The organism is Corallococcus sp. NCSPR001 (genome assembly GCF_017309135.1).
Classification (GTDB): domain Bacteria; phylum Myxococcota; class Myxococcia; order Myxococcales; family Myxococcaceae; genus Corallococcus.
The window spans coordinates 8426796-8440913 of sequence record NZ_JAFIMS010000002.1; the positions used below are offsets into that span (position 1 = coordinate 8426796).

Sequence of the window (14118 nt, forward strand, 5' to 3'; positions counted from 1 at the left end):
GCATGTCCCGCTCGGCCCGACGCATCCCCACCGTGAACCTGTCCCACTACCGCTCCGGCACTCCCGAGGAGCGGGCCCGCTTCGTCCAGGTGTTTGGCGACGCGCTCAAGGAGTTCGGCTTCGTGACCGTGGAGGGCCACGGCGTCGAGGACGCGCTCATCCGCCGCACGTACGCGGACGTGGAGCGCTTCTTCCAGCTGCCGGAGTCCACCAAGACGCGCTACGCGGTGCCGGAGCGTCCGGGGCAGCGGGGCTTCATGGCGTTCGGCCAGGAGCACGCGAAGAACCGCAAGGTGGGGGACCTGAAGGAGTTCTGGCACGTGGGCCGCGAGCTGCCCGCGGGCCACCCGTACCGTGACGACTACGGCCCCAACGTCTGGCCGGAGGAGGTGCCCACCTTCCGCGACAACACGCTGACGCTCTACCGGGAGCTGGACGACGCGGCGACGGTGATGCTCCAGGCGCTGGCGGACTACCTGGGCATCGCGCGCAACACGTTCAGCGACATGACGGTGGACGGCAACTCCGTGCTGCGGCTCATCCATTACCCGCCGCTGAAGGACCGCTTCATCCCGGGCGCGGTGCGCGCGGCGGAGCACGAGGACATCAACTTCATCACGCTCTTGTGCGAGGGCACGGCCGGCGGCCTGGAGCTGCTCACGCGCGACGGCGAGTGGATTCCCGTGGACACGCTGCGCGGGCAGATTGTCGTGGACTCGGGCGACATGCTCAGCCGGGTGATGAACGGCGTCATCCCGTCCACCACGCACCGGGTGGTGAACCCGCCCAGCACGGAGCAGGACACCGTGCGCTACTCGATGCCCTTCTTCGTGCACCCGTTCTCCGACTGCATCCTGAAGCCGCTGCCGCAGACGGAGACGCCGGACAACCCCGCGCGCCACCCGCCCATCACCGCGGACGCGTTCCTCAAACAGCGCCTGCGCGAGCTGGGCTTCCTCAAGTAGCCGCAGCGGCGGCGAGCAGCTCATCCATGTGCACGCGGAAGTGGCGAGTCCCTTCCGCGCCGTGAAGCCAGGGCCCCCGGCCCTTGAGCCACGAGGGCTGCCACACACGGCCCGTCTCGTCCGTGAGGACGACACGGGCCACGGGCCCCAGACGCTGCTGGCCCCGGTCGTACAGCGTGAAGAGCTGGAGCTCGCAGGCGTCGTCGTAGCCGCCCCCGAACAGGACGTGCGTGTCGCTGACAGTGATGACGTGCGCGCCCCGCACCGGTGACTGCCACACCGTGGAGGGCTGCCCGGGCCGCATGCGCACGAGCGGGAAGTCCGAGTAGCTGTAGAACCAGGTCTCCTGCTCCGACGCGACGTTGAGCGCGTAGCAGTCCACGATGCGCTGCCCCAGGCCGAGCGCCATCTGCACACCACTCTCCTGCCGCTGCCCCAGCGCATCGAAGCGCACCAGGCCATCCTCGCCAATGGGACGATAGGCCCCCCCACCGCCCCAGCCCCGGTTGCCGAAGACGCCTTCGTCGAAGTAGCTGACCCAGACCTGTGCGTCGGATGTCGTCTGCACGTCCGCGATGCCATCTCCCAGGGTGAGCTCCCGCAGCAACGTGCCGTCCGGCGAGTAGACATGGGCGTTGCGCTCATGCTGCTTCTCGGAAAGGAAGCGGCAACGCGCGTTCGCGAGCAGCACCTCCCCGTCGGGGAGCGGCTGGACGGAGTGGAAGTCCAGTGCACCGCGAGGCAGCGTGAACCGCTCCCAGAAGTCCCAGGCGTCCGCGAAGTGGAGGACCTCATCGCCCTCGCCCGCCTCTGACGCGAGCCACCACACGGTGTTGTCGGGCGCCACGCCCCGGGCCTTGACCTCCCGTCCCGCGAGCGTCTCCGTCACGTCGATGAACGCGTGCACCTCGGCCTGGAGTGTCCTCTTCATGCGCATCACGGCGTCGACGGCGGCACTATCGGAAGCTGACGGTCCATCGCCGGGAGGCTCGCGTGGCCCGGAGGCCAGTGCCATCCTCGCGGCACCGTGGCCACCTCCCTCGACCTGTTCGCCATCCAGCCGCGCGTCACGCTCGACGACTACGCCTCGCAGGAGACGTTCGCCTCGCACCACCGGGCGCTCGCGGCCCGCGTGGACGCGCTGCGCCCCCGGGACGCTTCGGGCCGGCCGTTGAACCCCGCGCTCGCTGTCTGGCCGGAGATGGTGGGCGCGGCGCTGGGGCTGATGGGGCACCTGCCGCGCGTGCGCCGCCGCAAGACGACGAACGGCGCGATGACGCGCGTGGCGCTCGCGGAGTGGTTGGGCATGTTCCGCACATGGAGCACCTTCCATCCGCCGACGCTGGAGGAGTGCCTCTACGCCACGGTGGCGCCGCGCGTGCACCGCGCCATGTACGAGACCTTCTCCGGCATCGCGCGCGACTTCGGCCTGTGGGTGGTGGCCGGCAGCGCGCTCCTGCCCACGAACCGCCTGGGCCCGGACACCCCCGAGTACGAGCCCGCGGGCGCGCGCACCTTCAACACCAGCTACACGTTCTCACCGGCCGGGCACTGCGTGGCCGTCACGCGCAAGGTGAACCTGGTGCCCACGCAGGAGGACGTGCTGCACCTGAGCCCGGGCCGTCCGGAGGACCTGCCCGTGCTGGACACGCCGTTCGGGAAGCTGGGGACGCTCGTCTGCTACGACGGCTTTCGCGAACCCCACACGTCCGGCGAACCCTACTTCGTCCCCTGCGCGCAGTACCTGGACGCGCTGGGCGTGGAGGTGCTCGCGCAGCCCTCCGCCAACGCGTGGAGCTGGGACGCGCCCTGGGCCTTCAACGCGCCAGGCGAGACACAGCTGCGCCGCGAGCAGTGGTTCAACGAGGGCCTGTTCACGCAGCTGCGCACCCTGAAGCGCGTGCGCTACGCGGTGAACCCGCAGCTCACCGGCGGCTTCTTCGACAACACCTTCGAGGCGCCCTCGCTCATCCTGGAGCGCCGGGGGCCGGACGACGTGCACGTGCTCGCCCAGTCAACGGATCCGCGCGGCGAGGACGTGCTCCACGTCACCGTTCCCCGGTAGACGGCACGGGCACGAGCCGCGCGTCGTCCTCCAGGACGAACTTGAGCGTGGAGCCACGCTTCTCCGGACTCCATCCCAGGCCCCGCGCCATCTCGATGACCCGCGCCACCAGTCCGGGGCCCACGTCCCGCGTCACGAGTCCGGACGTGTCGCCGTCATCGACGTGGAGCCACGGATCATCGTGGCGGACACGGACGTGCAGCGCCTGCCGGGTGGCCTCGGCCCACACGACCGTCAGCAGCCGCCAGGCCGTTCCTTCCAGAACGACCCGCTTCCTCTGGAAGTTCCAGCGGTATGTGACGTCGTTCACGATCAGGAGCCGGGCCACGAGCGCCCTACTCGCCCAGCTTCTTCTTGAGCAGCTCGTTGACGAGGCCGGGGTTGCCCTTGCCCTTCATGGCCTTCATCACCTGGCCCACGAAGAAGCCGTACACGCTCTTCTTGCCGGCCTTGTACTTCTCCACCTCGCCCGCGTTCTTCGCGAGGATGTCGTCCACCACCGCCTCCACGGCGCCCACGTCGCTGACCTGCGCCAGGCCCTTCTCCGCGATGATGTCCGCGGGCGCGCGGCCCGTGCGGAACATCTCCCCGAGCACGTCCTTCGCCGCGTTCGCGGACACCGTGCCCTTCTCCACCGTGGTCAGCAGCTCGCCCAGCTGCGCCGGGGTGAAGCGCAGCGCGGAGATGGGCGTGCCCTCCTCCTTGAGCAGGCGGCTCAGCTCGCCCAAGAACCAGTTGGAGAGCTTCTTCGCGTCGGAGACGTGCTTCGCGCAGGCCTCGAAGAAGTCCGCCAGCGGGCGCTCGGCGGTGAGGATGCGCGCGTCGTAGGCCGGTAGGCCGTACTCGCTCATGAAGCGCGTGCGTTTGGCGCGCGGCAGCTCCGGCAGCGACTGCCGCTGCGAATCCCTCAGCGCGTCCGACACCAGGAGCGGCGGCAGGTCCGGCTCCGGGAAGTACCGGTAGTCGTGCGCGTCCTCCTTGGAGCGCATGGACCGGGTGACGCCCTTGTTCACGTCCCAGAGGCGCGTCTCCTGGTCCACCTTGCCGCCGGACTCGATGACGTCCACCTGCCTCGCGGCCTCGTACTCGATGGCCTGCTTGAGGAAGCGGAACGAGTTGAGGTTCTTCAACTCGCAGCGCTGCCCGTACGTGGTGAAGCCCCTGGGCATCACCGACACGTTGGCGTCGCAGCGGAAGCTGCCCTCCTCCAGGTTGCCGTCGTTGACGCCCAGGTACACCAGCACGTCGCGCAGCGCCTTGAGGTACTCCACCGCCTCGTCGGCGTCGCGCAGGTCCGGCTCGCTGACGATCTCCATCAGTGGCACGCCCGCGCGGTTCAGGTCCACCAGGCTCTGCCCCGCGGACGCGGACGCGTCGTGGATGCTCTTGCCCGCGTCCTCCTCCAGGTGGATGCGCCGCACGCGCACCGTCTTCTCACCCGACGGCGTGTCGATGACCAGCTCGCCCCACTCGCAGATGGGCTGGTCGTACTGGGTGATTTGGTAGCCCTTGGGCAGGTCCGGATAGAAGTAGTTCTTCCGGCTCCACACGCTCGTGGGCTTCACCGTGCACCCGAGCGCCAGGCCCGTGCGCACCGCGTACTCCACCACGCGCTGGTTGAGCACTGGCAGCACGCCGGGCATGCCCAGGCACACCGGGCAGGTGTGGTGGTTGGGCTCGGCGCCGAACGCGGTGGAGCAGCCGCAGAAAATCTTGGACTGCGTGAGCAGCTGCGCGTGGACCTCGAGGCCGATGACCGTCTGGAAGTCGCTCAGGGGCATGGCGGTGTCACCCTTGTGTCGCGCCCGCTAGACGGGGGCGGCGCGGCGGAAGAAGTCGTGCTCGCGCTCGAACGCGCGGGCGATGCGGAGCAGGCGGGCCTCGTCGAAGGGGCGCCCCAGCAGCTGCATGCCGATGGGCAGCCCGCCTTGCGTGAAGCCGCACGGCACGGACAGGCCGGGCAGGCCCGCCAGGTTGCACGGCAGCGTGTAGACGTCCATCAGGTACATGGACAGCGGGTCGTCCACCTTCGCGCCCAGCTTGAACGCCGGCACCGGCGACGTGGGCGACACGATGGCGTCCACCTGCTGGAATACCTTCGTGAAGTCCTCGCGGATGAGCGTGCGGACCTTCTGCGCGCGCAGGTAGTACGCGTCGTAGTAGCCGGCGGACAGCGCGTAGGTGCCCAGCATGATGCGGCGCTTCACCTCCGCGCCGAAGCCCTCGCCCCGCGTCCGCGTGTACAGCTCCTTGAGCCCGCGCGCGTCCTTCGCCCGCTGCCCGTAGCGGATGCCGTCGTAGCGGGCCAGGTTGCTGGACGCCTCCGAAGAGGCCAGCAGGTAGTACGTCGCCAGCGCGTACTTCGTGTGCGGCAGCGACACGTCCACCAGCGTCGCGCCCAGCTTCTCCAGCTCCTCCAGCGACGCGCGCAGCGTGCCCGCCACCTCCGGGTCCATGCCTTCCGCGAAGTACTCGCGAGGCACGCCCAGCTTGAGGCCGCGCACGCCGTCCTCCAGCCCCGTGAGGCAGTCTGGCGTTTCCACGTCCGCGGAGGTGGAGTCCAGCGGATCATGCCGCGCGACGAGCTGGAAGAGCGCCGCGGTGTCCCCCACCGTGCGCGCCATGGGGCCCGGCTGGTCCAACGACGAGGCGAAGGCGATGACGCCGTAGCGCGACACCCGCCCATACGTGGGCTTGAGCCCCACGGTGTTGGTGAGCGCCGCGGGCTGACGGATGGAGCCGCCCGTGTCGGTGCCCAGCGCGCCGAACACCTCGCGCGCCGCCACCGCAGCCGCCGAGCCACCGGACGAGCCGCCCGGCGTGCGCGTCAGGTCCCACGGGTTGTGGGTGGGAAAGTACGCGCTCGATTCGTTGGACGAGCCCATGGCGAACTCGTCCATGTTCAGCTTGCCCAACAGCGGCAGGCCCGCCTCCTTCAGCAGGCGCACCACGGTAGCGTCATAGGGCGGGACGAAGCCCTCCAGCACGCGCGAGGCGCAGGTGGTCTCCACGCCCTGCGTGAGGAAGATGTCCTTGAGGCCCACGGGCACGCCGTCCAGCGCGCTCAGCGGGCTGCCCGCCTCGCGGCGCGCGTCGCTGGACTCGGCGGCCTTCAACGCCCCAGCCTCGTCCACGCGCAGGAAGGCGCGCACCTTCGAGTCCACCCGGGCGATGCGCTCGAGGCTCGCGCGCGTGGCCTCCACGGAGGACACCTCGCGCGAAGCCAACTTCGCCGCCAGCTCCAGCATCGACAGGTCGGTCAGCGACGACATGGCGGGCTACTCCAAAATCTTCGGGACCGCGAAGGCGCTGCCCACCTTCGCCGGCGCGTTGGCGAGCCCTGCTTCCGGGGGCAGTGACGGACGCAGCACGTCCTCGCGCAACAGCGAGGACGCGAGCGTCGCGTGGGAGGTGGGCTCCACCTGGCTCACGTCGAGCGCTTCCAGCTCCGCCACCGCGTCCAGGACCGCGGACAACTGGGTGGCGTAGCGCTCCTCCTCCTGCGGCGTCAGCGACAGCCGCGCCAGGGTGGCCACGTGCCGGACCTGCTCGAGCGTGAGGGCCATGGGGAAGCCTCCTCCGGGCTTGAGGTGCTACGGGGACGGCGGCGAGCGCTTGAAGAGGTTGAGGATGGAGCCCATCACCCTCTGGCTGCCCTCGTGGCCGTGCTGTTTGATCAGCTGCTCCATCTCGCCCGCGTCCAGCCAGACGCCGTGGCAGTTGAAGCAGCTGTCCAGCTCCACGTTGCCCTGCTTCAGCGTCTGCAGGTCCATGCCGCACTTGGGGCACTTCATGTGGTGCAGCTGCTTGAGCGACTCGCGCTGCTGGGCGGCCATCTCCTGGGACTGCTGGAGGGCCAGCTTGCGCTTGGCTTCAATCTCCTCGCGCGCGAAGTAGTCGTCTTCGTTGTGGGAGGGCTTGTCGGGGCTCAGGTCGGACATGGTCTTGGGTTCTCCTTGGCGGCAGGCACCATACCCTCTCGCCGCGGGGACGCGCCCGAAATGTAGGCCCTGCTTCCGCCTCCTCGGAGCCCCCTTGGACGCCTGCCGGAAAATTGACCCCGCCCCCTCCCTCCCTATTCTCGCCGGGCGGATTGCTACAGCTCGCTACGCGGCTGGAATCGGGCAGAGGGAACAGGGGTCCATGACAGCGGCAAAGAAGGGTGGCCGGGGGGAGAAGGCGGTGCTCTCCCGGCAGGAGATCGCGACGCGCCGAAAGGCGCTCAACAACAAGAAGATGAAGGCGCCAGGCGCGGCCAGTCCCGCCAAACGGGCGCTCGTGGGCGTCTTCATCCTGGCCGCCTCGTTGCTGGCCTTGCTGGCGGTCGCCACGTTCGACGCGCATGACCGCGTGGGGCCCGGCTTCCACAACGCGGTGGGCCCCATGGGCCACCTCATCGCGGAGGCCCTGCGCGGCGCGCTGGGCGTGTGCGCCTACCTCATCCCCGCGGGCGGCATCTACACCGCCGTGGTGCTCTTCGTGGGCAACCGCGAACGGCGCCGCCTGCCGCAGATCATCTCCCTGGCGCTGCTCACCTGCAGCGTGTCCGTGCTCGCGCAGCTCATGTTCGCCAAGGACAAGGGCTGGGCCCACCCGCCCGGCGGCGCGCTGGGCGCGGGCCTGGGCGGCCTGATGGAGGGGATGTTCTCCACCGTCGGCACCATCATCCTCGTCACCGCCATCAGCGCGGCGGCGCTCATCGTGGGCACCCAGTACACGTTCTTCAAGCTGTGCTCGCTGGTGTGGGCCGGCCTCACCGTGCTGGGCCGCCGCATCTCCGAGAACGCGCACGTCTTCTGGGAGCAGCAGAAGGTCAACTACGCGGCCCGCCAGGAGCGGCTCGCGCAGGAGAAGGAAGAGGAGGCCGCGTTCCTCGCGGAGCTGGAGGCCGAGGAGGAGGAGCTGTCCGAGGCCGAGCGCCTGGCCGCCGAGGCCGAGGCCGCCGAGGCCGAAGCCCTGGCCGAGGAGGCCGTGCGCCTGGCCCGGCAGAACGAGAAGGAGCAGCTCGCCAACGCGAAGAAGGCGCTCAAGGAGCAGAAGGACCGCGAGAAGCTGGAGAAGAAGTTCGCCCGCGAGGAGCCGGCCGAGGACGAGAGCGACGACGCCTCCGACGAGCAGCCCTCGCTGCCCCCCGAGCGCGCCGAGCGCCGCTCCCCGGGCGCCGACCCCGCCTGGGCCGCGTCCTTCCTCGCGCCCCAGCCGCAGCTGCCCGCCAACGCCAACGCCGACGCGGGCGAGCCGCCCCGCCGCGCGCGCAAGACGCCACAGATCGTCACCCCGCCCGCCGCTCCGTCCACGCCGCCGGTGCCCGCCGCGTCGCTCACGCCTCCGTCCTCCGAGCCCGCCGCGAAGCCCGTGGCCGCGGAGAAGCCCGCCGCCGCCGCGCCCGCCAACGCCCTCATCCCCGCGCCGCCCTCCGCGCTGGCGCGCATGCCGCTCATCGTGGAGCCCAAGGCCCCGCCCAAGCCCACCGCCGTGAAGCGGCCGCAGGACCAGTTCGAGTTCGTGGGTGACCGCAAGAGCTTCTCCCTGCCGCCCCTGGACGTGCTGGAGGCGGACAAGAAGGAGCGCTCCGCGCTGGACAAGGACGCGTTCCTCGTCACGGCGGAGAAGCTGCGCGCGAAGCTGGCGGACTTCGGCATCGTGGGCGAGGTGGTCGAAATCCGCCCCGGCCCCGTCGTCACCATGTACGAGTTCCTGCCCGGGCCCGGCATCAAGGTCAGCAAGATCGCCGCGCTCCAGGACGACCTGGCCATGGCCATGGAGGCCATGCGCGTGCGCATCGTGGCCCCCATCCCCGGCAAGGGCGTGGTGGGCATTGAAGTCCCCAACCGCGACCGCGAGACGGTGTTCCTCAAGGAGATCGCGGAGCAGGACACGTTCCAGAAGAGCGGCAGCAAGCTCACCATGTGCGTGGGCAAGGACATCGAAGGCATGCCGTACGTCTTCGACCTGGTGAAGGCCCCCCACCTGCTCATCGCGGGCACCACCGGCTCCGGCAAGTCCGTGGCGGTGAACTCGATGATCATGAGCATCCTCCTCAAGGCCACGCCCGAGGAGGTCCGCTTCATCATGGTGGACCCGAAGATGCTGGAGCTCTCCGTCTACGAGGGCATCCCGCACCTGCTGCTCCCCGTCGTCACCGACCCCAAGAAGGCCGCGCTCGCGCTGCGCTGGGCGGTGGAGGAGATGGAGCGCCGCTACCAGATGCTGTCCGAGGCGGGCGTGCGCAACATCGCCGGCTTCAACAAGCTGGTGGAGACGCAGGCCTCCGAGGAGAAGCCCGCCGCCGCCGCGCCCGCCGCGAAGAAGAAGAAGCCCAAGAAGGTGCTGGTCGTGGAGGGCAGCGCCGAAGCCGTGGCCCCTGCATCCGCCAGCGACGGGCTGGGCGTGGCCATGCCGCGCGAGGACGACGAGGACCTGCGTGAGTCCATCGTCTCCGAGCCCGCCCCCACCCTGGAGGCCGACGGCGAGGAGGACGCGGAGTTCGAGGAGGACGGCGAGGAGTCCACGCCGGCCGAGGCCGCCTCCCCGGAGAAGAAGGAGCTCAAGAAGCTGCCCTACATCGTGGTCATCATCGACGAGCTGGCGGACCTGATGATGGTCGCCAGCCGCGAGGTGGAGACCTACGTGGCGCGCCTGGCGCAGATGGCGCGCGCGGCCGGCATCCACCTGATGGTCGCGACCCAGCGTCCGTCCACGGACGTCGTCACGGGCATCATCAAGGCCAACTTCCCCACGCGCATCAGCTTCATGCTGCGCTCGAAGCCGGACTCGATGACGATCCTGGGCACGGTGGGCGCGGAGGCCCTCTTGGGCATGGGCGACATGCTCATCATGCCGCCCACGAGCGCGCACCTGCAGCGCGTCCACGGCGCCTACGTCTCCGAGCAGGAAATCAAGAAGGCGGTGGACCACCTCAAGGCCCAGGGCAAGCCCGTCTTCGACGAGTCCATCCTCAAGCCGCGCGACGACGAGAGCGAGGGCGGCGGTGGCGAGGAGGACGAGCTGTCCGACGAGCTCTACGACCAGGCGCTCGCGGCGGTCAGCGAGATGCGCTCCGTCTCCATCTCCATGCTCCAGCGCAAGATGCGCATCGGCTACAACCGCGCGGCGCGCATGATTGAGCGCATGGAGCGCGACGGCGTGGTGGGCCCCGCGGACGGCGCCAAGCCCCGCGAGGTGCTGCTGCGCGGCCTGGGCGACATGCCCGGCGCCGGGGCGATGTAGCCCACGGGCATCGTTTCAAGGCCCCGGGGAACGGATGCCCGTCCCCCGGGGGTTTCCCCCTCGGTCATGATCGTCGCCATCTCCCGCTTCCGCGCATCCCCCGAAGAGGCCGACGGCTGGGTCCACCGGCTCCAGGAGCGCTCGCGGCGCGTGGACGGCTACCCGGGCTTCCTGGGCCTGGAGGTGCTGCGTTCGTTCGAGCGCTCGCCTGAAATCCTGCTCGTCACGCGCTGGAAGGACCGGGACGCCATGAAGGCCTACTTCCAGTCGGAGGACTTCCAGAAGGCGAAGGGGGCCAGCGCGTCCCAGGAGGACGCCACCTTCACGATGTACGAGGTCGTGGCCACCTGAGCAGTTCCCAATCGTCCCCGGGTCGTCTAAGGGCGGTGCACCATGGCTGAACGTCTTGCCCTATTCGCCACTGCCGCGCGCGGCACCGAGGACCTGCTCGCCGAGGAGCTGAAGGAGCTCGGCGCCAAGCGCATCCGCCAGGACCGCGGCGGCGTGCGCTTCATGGCCGCGCTCGACGAGGCCCTCAACGTCTGCCTCTGGTCCCGCATCGCCATGCGCGTGCTCTACCCGCTGGGCGAGTTCGACGCGAAGGGGGCCCAGGGGCTCTACGACGCGGTGGCCAGCGTGCCGTGGGAGGAGCACCTCACGACGAACGTGACGTTCGCCGTGGACGCGAACCTGAAGGACACCGAGCACGCGCACTCCGGCTTCGTGGCCCTGAAGGTGAAGGACGCCATCGTGGACCGCCTGCGCGACAAGCTGGGCTCGCGGCCGGACGTGGACACGCGCAACCCGGACGTGTCCGTGGTGGCGCACCTGGTGAAGGAGAAGCTGTCCCTCTCCCTGGACCTGTGCGGAGACCCGCTGCACCGGCGCGGCTACCGGGTGCGCCCCACCCCCGCGCCCCTGAAGGAGAACCTGGCCGCGGCCCTGCTGCGCGCGGCGGGCTACACCGGCACGGAGGCGCTGGTGGACCCCATGTGCGGCTCCGGCACCCTCGTCATCGAGGGCGGCCTCATCGCGCGCAAGCGCGCCCCGGGCATCAACCGGAGCTTCGCCGTGGAGCGCTGGCCGCACCTGGGCGCGCGCGCGAAGGAGCTGCTCGCGGACCTGCGCGCGGACGCGCGGCGCAACGAGCGCAAGGTGGAGGTCCCCATCCTCGGCTTCGACAAGAGCGACGAGGCCCTGGAGGCCGCGGACCGCAACGTGAAGGCGGCGCGGCTGGGCGAGGAGATTACGCTCGCGGAGGGCGACGCGACGAAGCTCCCGCCCCTTCCCGAGGGCGGTGGGCTCATCCTCACCAACCCGCCCTACGGAGACCGGCTCGGCTCCGGCGGCCAGAAGGGCATGAAGACCTTCTACTTCAAGCTGGGTGACAGCCTGCGCGGGCTGCCGGGCTGGCGCGTCTGGGTGCTGTCGGGCAACCCCGCCTTCGAGAGCGCCTTCCACGCGCGCCCCATGGCCCGGCGCGACGTGTGGAACGGCCCCATCCCCTGCACGCTCCTGGGCTACGGCGCTCGGCCGCTGCCGTCCGGCTCAAAGCCGGTGCTCGGAGCGCCGGGCGAGTCGCTGGAGGTTGCTCCGGTGCGTCCAGAGCATCAGGACGAATAGCCCCGCGGTGAGCAGCACGTACTCGCGGGCGGGCGCGGTGAGGAACGCGGTGGCGATGGCGACCACCGCCGCGGACAGCGAGCCCACGGAGCTCACGCGCCAGCGGGCCACCACCAGCCCGTAGATGATGGCCCCCGCGAGCGCGGCCTTGGGCACCAGCACCACCAGCACGCCCAGCGCGGTGGCCACGCCCTTGCCGCCCTGGAGCTTGAGCCACACCGGGTACACGTGCCCCAGCACCGCGGCCAGGCCCACCAGCGCGTGCGCCTTCGCGTCTCCGGGCAGGAAGTGCACGGCCAGCCCCACGGGCAGCACGGCCTTGAGCGCGTCCAGCAGCAGCACCACCGCACCCAGCTTCTTGCCGGCGACGCGCGTGACGTTGGTGGCGCCGATGTTGCCGCTGCCGCTGGCGCGCACGTCCACCCCGCGAAACCACCGCGTCAGCAGCACGCCGAAGGGGACGGAGCCGCAGAGGTAGCCCAGCAGGAGGAAGGCGGAGAGCACGGAAGAGGACAGGGTCCCGCCCTTCAGGACAGCAGGTGCGGGAAACGGGTGTGCACCACGACGTAGGCGTAATTGACCAGCAACACCAGCGGGATCGCGATGCGCACCCATCGCCACTCGCGCTCCTCCAGCTCCACCTCCGGGATGGGCAGCGCGAAGAGGAAGTGCAGCACCGTCGCCACCGCGGCCAGCGCGAACAGGAGCGCGCACACGGTGCCCAGGGGGTTGGCCTCCCACGCCCCCGGGATGTTGAAGTGCGCGACGCGGTCCGCCACGCGGGTGAGCCCACAGCCCAGGCAGGGCCAGCCCGTGTGCTCGCGCAGCACACAGCCCCAGAACGGGATGATGCGGGCCACGGGGACGTAGCGACCCACGAGCAGCCCCCCGAGTCCGACGAGCCCGAACCACTCGAAATTGCCCAACCGGCGGTTGGGAGCGGGGATGGTGACCTTCATGCGCACCTCGCGCCGAGTGTGCGGGATAGGTCGCGAGGATGGAAGGGGCGCCTTGCCGGGCCCCGGAAACCTGGGCTAAGCGAACGGGCATGCACATGCTCCGCACCGCCCTCGTGATGCTGGTCGCCGCTCCCCTCGTGGCCCTCGCGGCGGACAAGACGCCCAAGCCGGCCGCCAAGGCCGAAGCGGCGGCGAGCGACTGCCACCACCCCGCCGACGCGAAGACGCCCGAGGCCGCCAAGGCCGCGAACCCTGGCGACTGGACGCTCACCCGCGGCGAGCCCCTCAAGGGCGAGAAGACGGTGAAGCTGTCGGAGTTGCTCGCGAAGCCCCAGGCCCACGACGGCAAGGTCGTGCGCGTGGAGGGTCAGGTGCGCAAGGCCTGTGAAAAGAAGGGCTGCTGGATGGAGCTGGCCCAGGACGCCAAGAGCCCCGGCGTGCGCGTGACATTCAAGGACTACGGCTTCTTCGTCCCGCTGGACTCCGCGGGCTCGCAGGCGCGCGTGGAGGGCGTGGTGAAGGTCGCGGAGCTGAGCGACGCCCACGCGAAGCACTACGAGGCCGAGGGCGCCATCGTCCCGCGCGGCACCGACGGCAAGCCCCGCGAGGTGCAGCTCGTGGCCTCCGGCGTCGAGCTGCGCCGCTAGCCGCGATGGGAGGCCGCAGTTTCAGCATGAGGGGCGTGCAGGGCGCGGCCGACCGGGCCGTGCAGCACGCCCGCACGTGGCTCCTGGAGACGGAGCCCGGCTCCCGCGTGCATGACGTGCAACTGGATCCGCGCTTCCAGCACCGGGGCGTGGACCTGCTCTGGGAGCTGCCCTCCGGAGAGGTGCGCGGCATTGAAGTGAAGGGCGACCGGCAGGCCACCCGCCGCCGCTACTTCTTCGAGCTCATCTCCAACCTGGAGAAGGACACGCCGGGCTGCTTCCTCTACAGCGGCGCGGACCTGATGCTGTACGTGTTCCTCACGCAGGGGGAGCTGCACGCCCTGCCCCTGCCCCGGGTGCGCGAGTGGTTCCTCCCGCGCGCGAAGGAGTACGCCCTCAAGCACGCCTTCACCCAGACGGGCGCCATCCGCTACACCACCGTGGGCGCCGTCGTCCCCGTGCGGGACGTGTCGGAAGGCGTGCCCGGCGTCACCATCGTGAAGCTCAAGCGCGCGACGCCAGTGAAGCCCGGCGCGCCGGACGCGGAAGGCGCGACGCCCGCCGCGGCCAGCGAACCCCAAGCGCCCGAGGCCCCGGAAGCCCGGAGCCCCCGGCGCACGGGGACCTGA

15 protein-coding genes are annotated in these 14118 nt (G+C 70.4%); 7 read left to right on the forward strand and 8 right to left on the reverse strand.

Translation table 11 applies throughout. From position 1 onward, the window contains the following. Nucleotides 1-2: 2 nt before the first annotated feature. Nucleotides 3-965 (forward strand): isopenicillin N synthase family oxygenase, encoded by a 963-nt coding sequence (locus tag JYJ93_RS35910; RefSeq protein WP_206799102.1) that lies wholly within the window; start codon nt 3-5, stop codon nt 963-965. On the opposite strand, the gene JYJ93_RS35915 is transcribed toward JYJ93_RS35910, so the two are convergent. Further along, nucleotides 958-1896, reverse strand: coding sequence for a hypothetical protein (locus JYJ93_RS35915; RefSeq protein ID WP_206799103.1), 939 nt, complete (start codon nt 1894-1896; stop codon nt 958-960). The two genes, JYJ93_RS35910 and JYJ93_RS35915, sit on opposite strands and share 8 nt — an antisense overlap. A gap of 96 nt (nt 1897-1992) precedes the next feature. On the opposite strand from JYJ93_RS35915, the gene JYJ93_RS35920 reads away from it, so the two are divergent. Then, nucleotides 1993-3030, forward strand: coding sequence for a carbon-nitrogen hydrolase family protein (locus JYJ93_RS35920; protein WP_206799104.1), 1038 nt, complete (start codon nt 1993-1995; stop codon nt 3028-3030). On the opposite strand, the gene JYJ93_RS35925 is transcribed toward JYJ93_RS35920, so the two are convergent. From JYJ93_RS35925 to JYJ93_RS35945, 5 genes are read right to left on the reverse strand one after another with little or no spacing between them, the layout of a single operon-like run. Beyond that, entirely contained in the window at nt 3014-3358 is a 345-nt protein-coding gene (locus JYJ93_RS35925; RefSeq protein WP_206799105.1) for a hypothetical protein, read from the reverse strand. The genes JYJ93_RS35920 and JYJ93_RS35925 overlap by 17 nt on opposite strands. 7 nt (nt 3359-3365) lie before the next feature. Beyond that, complete coding sequence (gatB, locus tag JYJ93_RS35930) at nt 3366-4811, reverse strand: Asp-tRNA(Asn)/Glu-tRNA(Gln) amidotransferase subunit GatB (protein WP_206799106.1); 1446 nt, start codon at nt 4809-4811, stop codon at nt 3366-3368. Between the two features lie 27 nt (nt 4812-4838). Further along, nucleotides 4839-6302 (reverse strand): Asp-tRNA(Asn)/Glu-tRNA(Gln) amidotransferase subunit GatA, encoded by a 1464-nt coding sequence (gatA, locus tag JYJ93_RS35935; protein ID WP_206799107.1) that lies wholly within the window; start codon nt 6300-6302, stop codon nt 4839-4841. 6 nt (nt 6303-6308) lie between these two features. Beyond that, entirely contained in the window at nt 6309-6596 is a 288-nt protein-coding gene (gatC, locus tag JYJ93_RS35940; protein WP_014394213.1) for an Asp-tRNA(Asn)/Glu-tRNA(Gln) amidotransferase subunit GatC, read from the reverse strand. Between the two features lie 27 nt (nt 6597-6623). Continuing rightward, a complete protein-coding gene (locus tag JYJ93_RS35945) occupies nt 6624-6971 on the reverse strand; it encodes a zf-TFIIB domain-containing protein (RefSeq protein WP_206799109.1) in 348 nt (115 codons plus the stop codon). Nucleotides 6972-7173: 202 nt separating this feature from the next. On the opposite strand from JYJ93_RS35945, the gene JYJ93_RS35950 reads away from it, so the two are divergent. The 3 genes from JYJ93_RS35950 (at nt 7174) to JYJ93_RS35960 (ending at nt 11883) form a co-directional block, all read left to right on the forward strand. Beyond that, complete coding sequence (locus JYJ93_RS35950) at nt 7174-10260, forward strand: DNA translocase FtsK 4TM domain-containing protein (RefSeq protein WP_206799110.1); 3087 nt, start codon at nt 7174-7176, stop codon at nt 10258-10260. Between the two features lie 66 nt (nt 10261-10326). Continuing rightward, nucleotides 10327-10611, forward strand: coding sequence for an antibiotic biosynthesis monooxygenase family protein (locus tag JYJ93_RS35955; RefSeq protein ID WP_206799112.1), 285 nt, complete (start codon nt 10327-10329; stop codon nt 10609-10611). 42 nt (nt 10612-10653) lie between these two features. Beyond that, a complete protein-coding gene (locus tag JYJ93_RS35960; RefSeq protein ID WP_206799114.1) occupies nt 10654-11883 on the forward strand; it encodes a THUMP domain-containing protein in 1230 nt (409 codons plus the stop codon). Here the strand turns inward: JYJ93_RS35960 and plsY are convergent. Continuing rightward, on the reverse strand, nt 11809-12387 hold the full coding sequence (gene plsY / locus JYJ93_RS35965) for a glycerol-3-phosphate 1-O-acyltransferase PlsY (RefSeq protein WP_206799116.1): 579 nt from the start codon (nt 12385-12387) through the stop codon (nt 11809-11811). The two genes, JYJ93_RS35960 and plsY, sit on opposite strands and share 75 nt — an antisense overlap. A gap of 23 nt (nt 12388-12410) precedes the next feature. Then, nucleotides 12411-12842: a DUF2752 domain-containing protein gene (locus JYJ93_RS35970; protein WP_206799117.1), complete on the reverse strand. Its 432-nt coding sequence runs from the start codon at nt 12840-12842 to the stop codon at nt 12411-12413. An 89-nt stretch (nt 12843-12931) separates the two neighbouring features. Between JYJ93_RS35970 and JYJ93_RS35975 the strand changes: the two genes are divergently transcribed. Then, nucleotides 12932-13489, forward strand: a complete 558-nt coding sequence (locus tag JYJ93_RS35975; protein ID WP_206799119.1) for a DUF4920 domain-containing protein — start codon at nt 12932-12934, stop codon at nt 13487-13489. 26 nt (nt 13490-13515) lie between these two features. Further along, the gene (locus JYJ93_RS35980) at nt 13516-14118 is read left to right on the forward strand and encodes a hypothetical protein (protein WP_242544057.1); all 603 of its coding nucleotides are present in this window, start codon (nt 13516-13518) and stop codon (nt 14116-14118) included.

Coding starts and splice junctions, on each gene's coding strand:
- JYJ93_RS35910 (WP_206799102.1), top strand. CDS start 3: ATGTCCCGCTCGGCCCGACGCATCCCCACCGTGAACCTGTCCCACTAC.
- JYJ93_RS35915 (WP_206799103.1), bottom strand. CDS start 1,896: ATGAAGAGGACACTCCAGGCCGAGGTGCACGCGTTCATCGACGTGACG.
- gatB (WP_206799106.1), bottom strand. CDS start 4,811: ATGCCCCTGAGCGACTTCCAGACGGTCATCGGCCTCGAGGTCCACGCG.
- gatA (WP_206799107.1), bottom strand. CDS start 6,302: ATGTCGTCGCTGACCGACCTGTCGATGCTGGAGCTGGCGGCGAAGTTG.
- gatC (WP_014394213.1), bottom strand. CDS start 6,596: ATGGCCCTCACGCTCGAGCAGGTCCGGCACGTGGCCACCCTGGCGCGG.
- JYJ93_RS35945 (WP_206799109.1), bottom strand. CDS start 6,971: ATGTCCGACCTGAGCCCCGACAAGCCCTCCCACAACGAAGACGACTAC.
- JYJ93_RS35950 (WP_206799110.1), top strand. CDS start 7,174: ATGACAGCGGCAAAGAAGGGTGGCCGGGGGGAGAAGGCGGTGCTCTCC.
- JYJ93_RS35955 (WP_206799112.1), top strand. CDS start 10,327: ATGATCGTCGCCATCTCCCGCTTCCGCGCATCCCCCGAAGAGGCCGAC.
- JYJ93_RS35960 (WP_206799114.1), top strand. CDS start 10,654: ATGGCTGAACGTCTTGCCCTATTCGCCACTGCCGCGCGCGGCACCGAG.
- JYJ93_RS35970 (WP_206799117.1), bottom strand. CDS start 12,842: ATGAAGGTCACCATCCCCGCTCCCAACCGCCGGTTGGGCAATTTCGAG.
- JYJ93_RS35975 (WP_206799119.1), top strand. CDS start 12,932: ATGCACATGCTCCGCACCGCCCTCGTGATGCTGGTCGCCGCTCCCCTC.
- JYJ93_RS35980 (WP_242544057.1), top strand. CDS start 13,516: ATGAGGGGCGTGCAGGGCGCGGCCGACCGGGCCGTGCAGCACGCCCGC.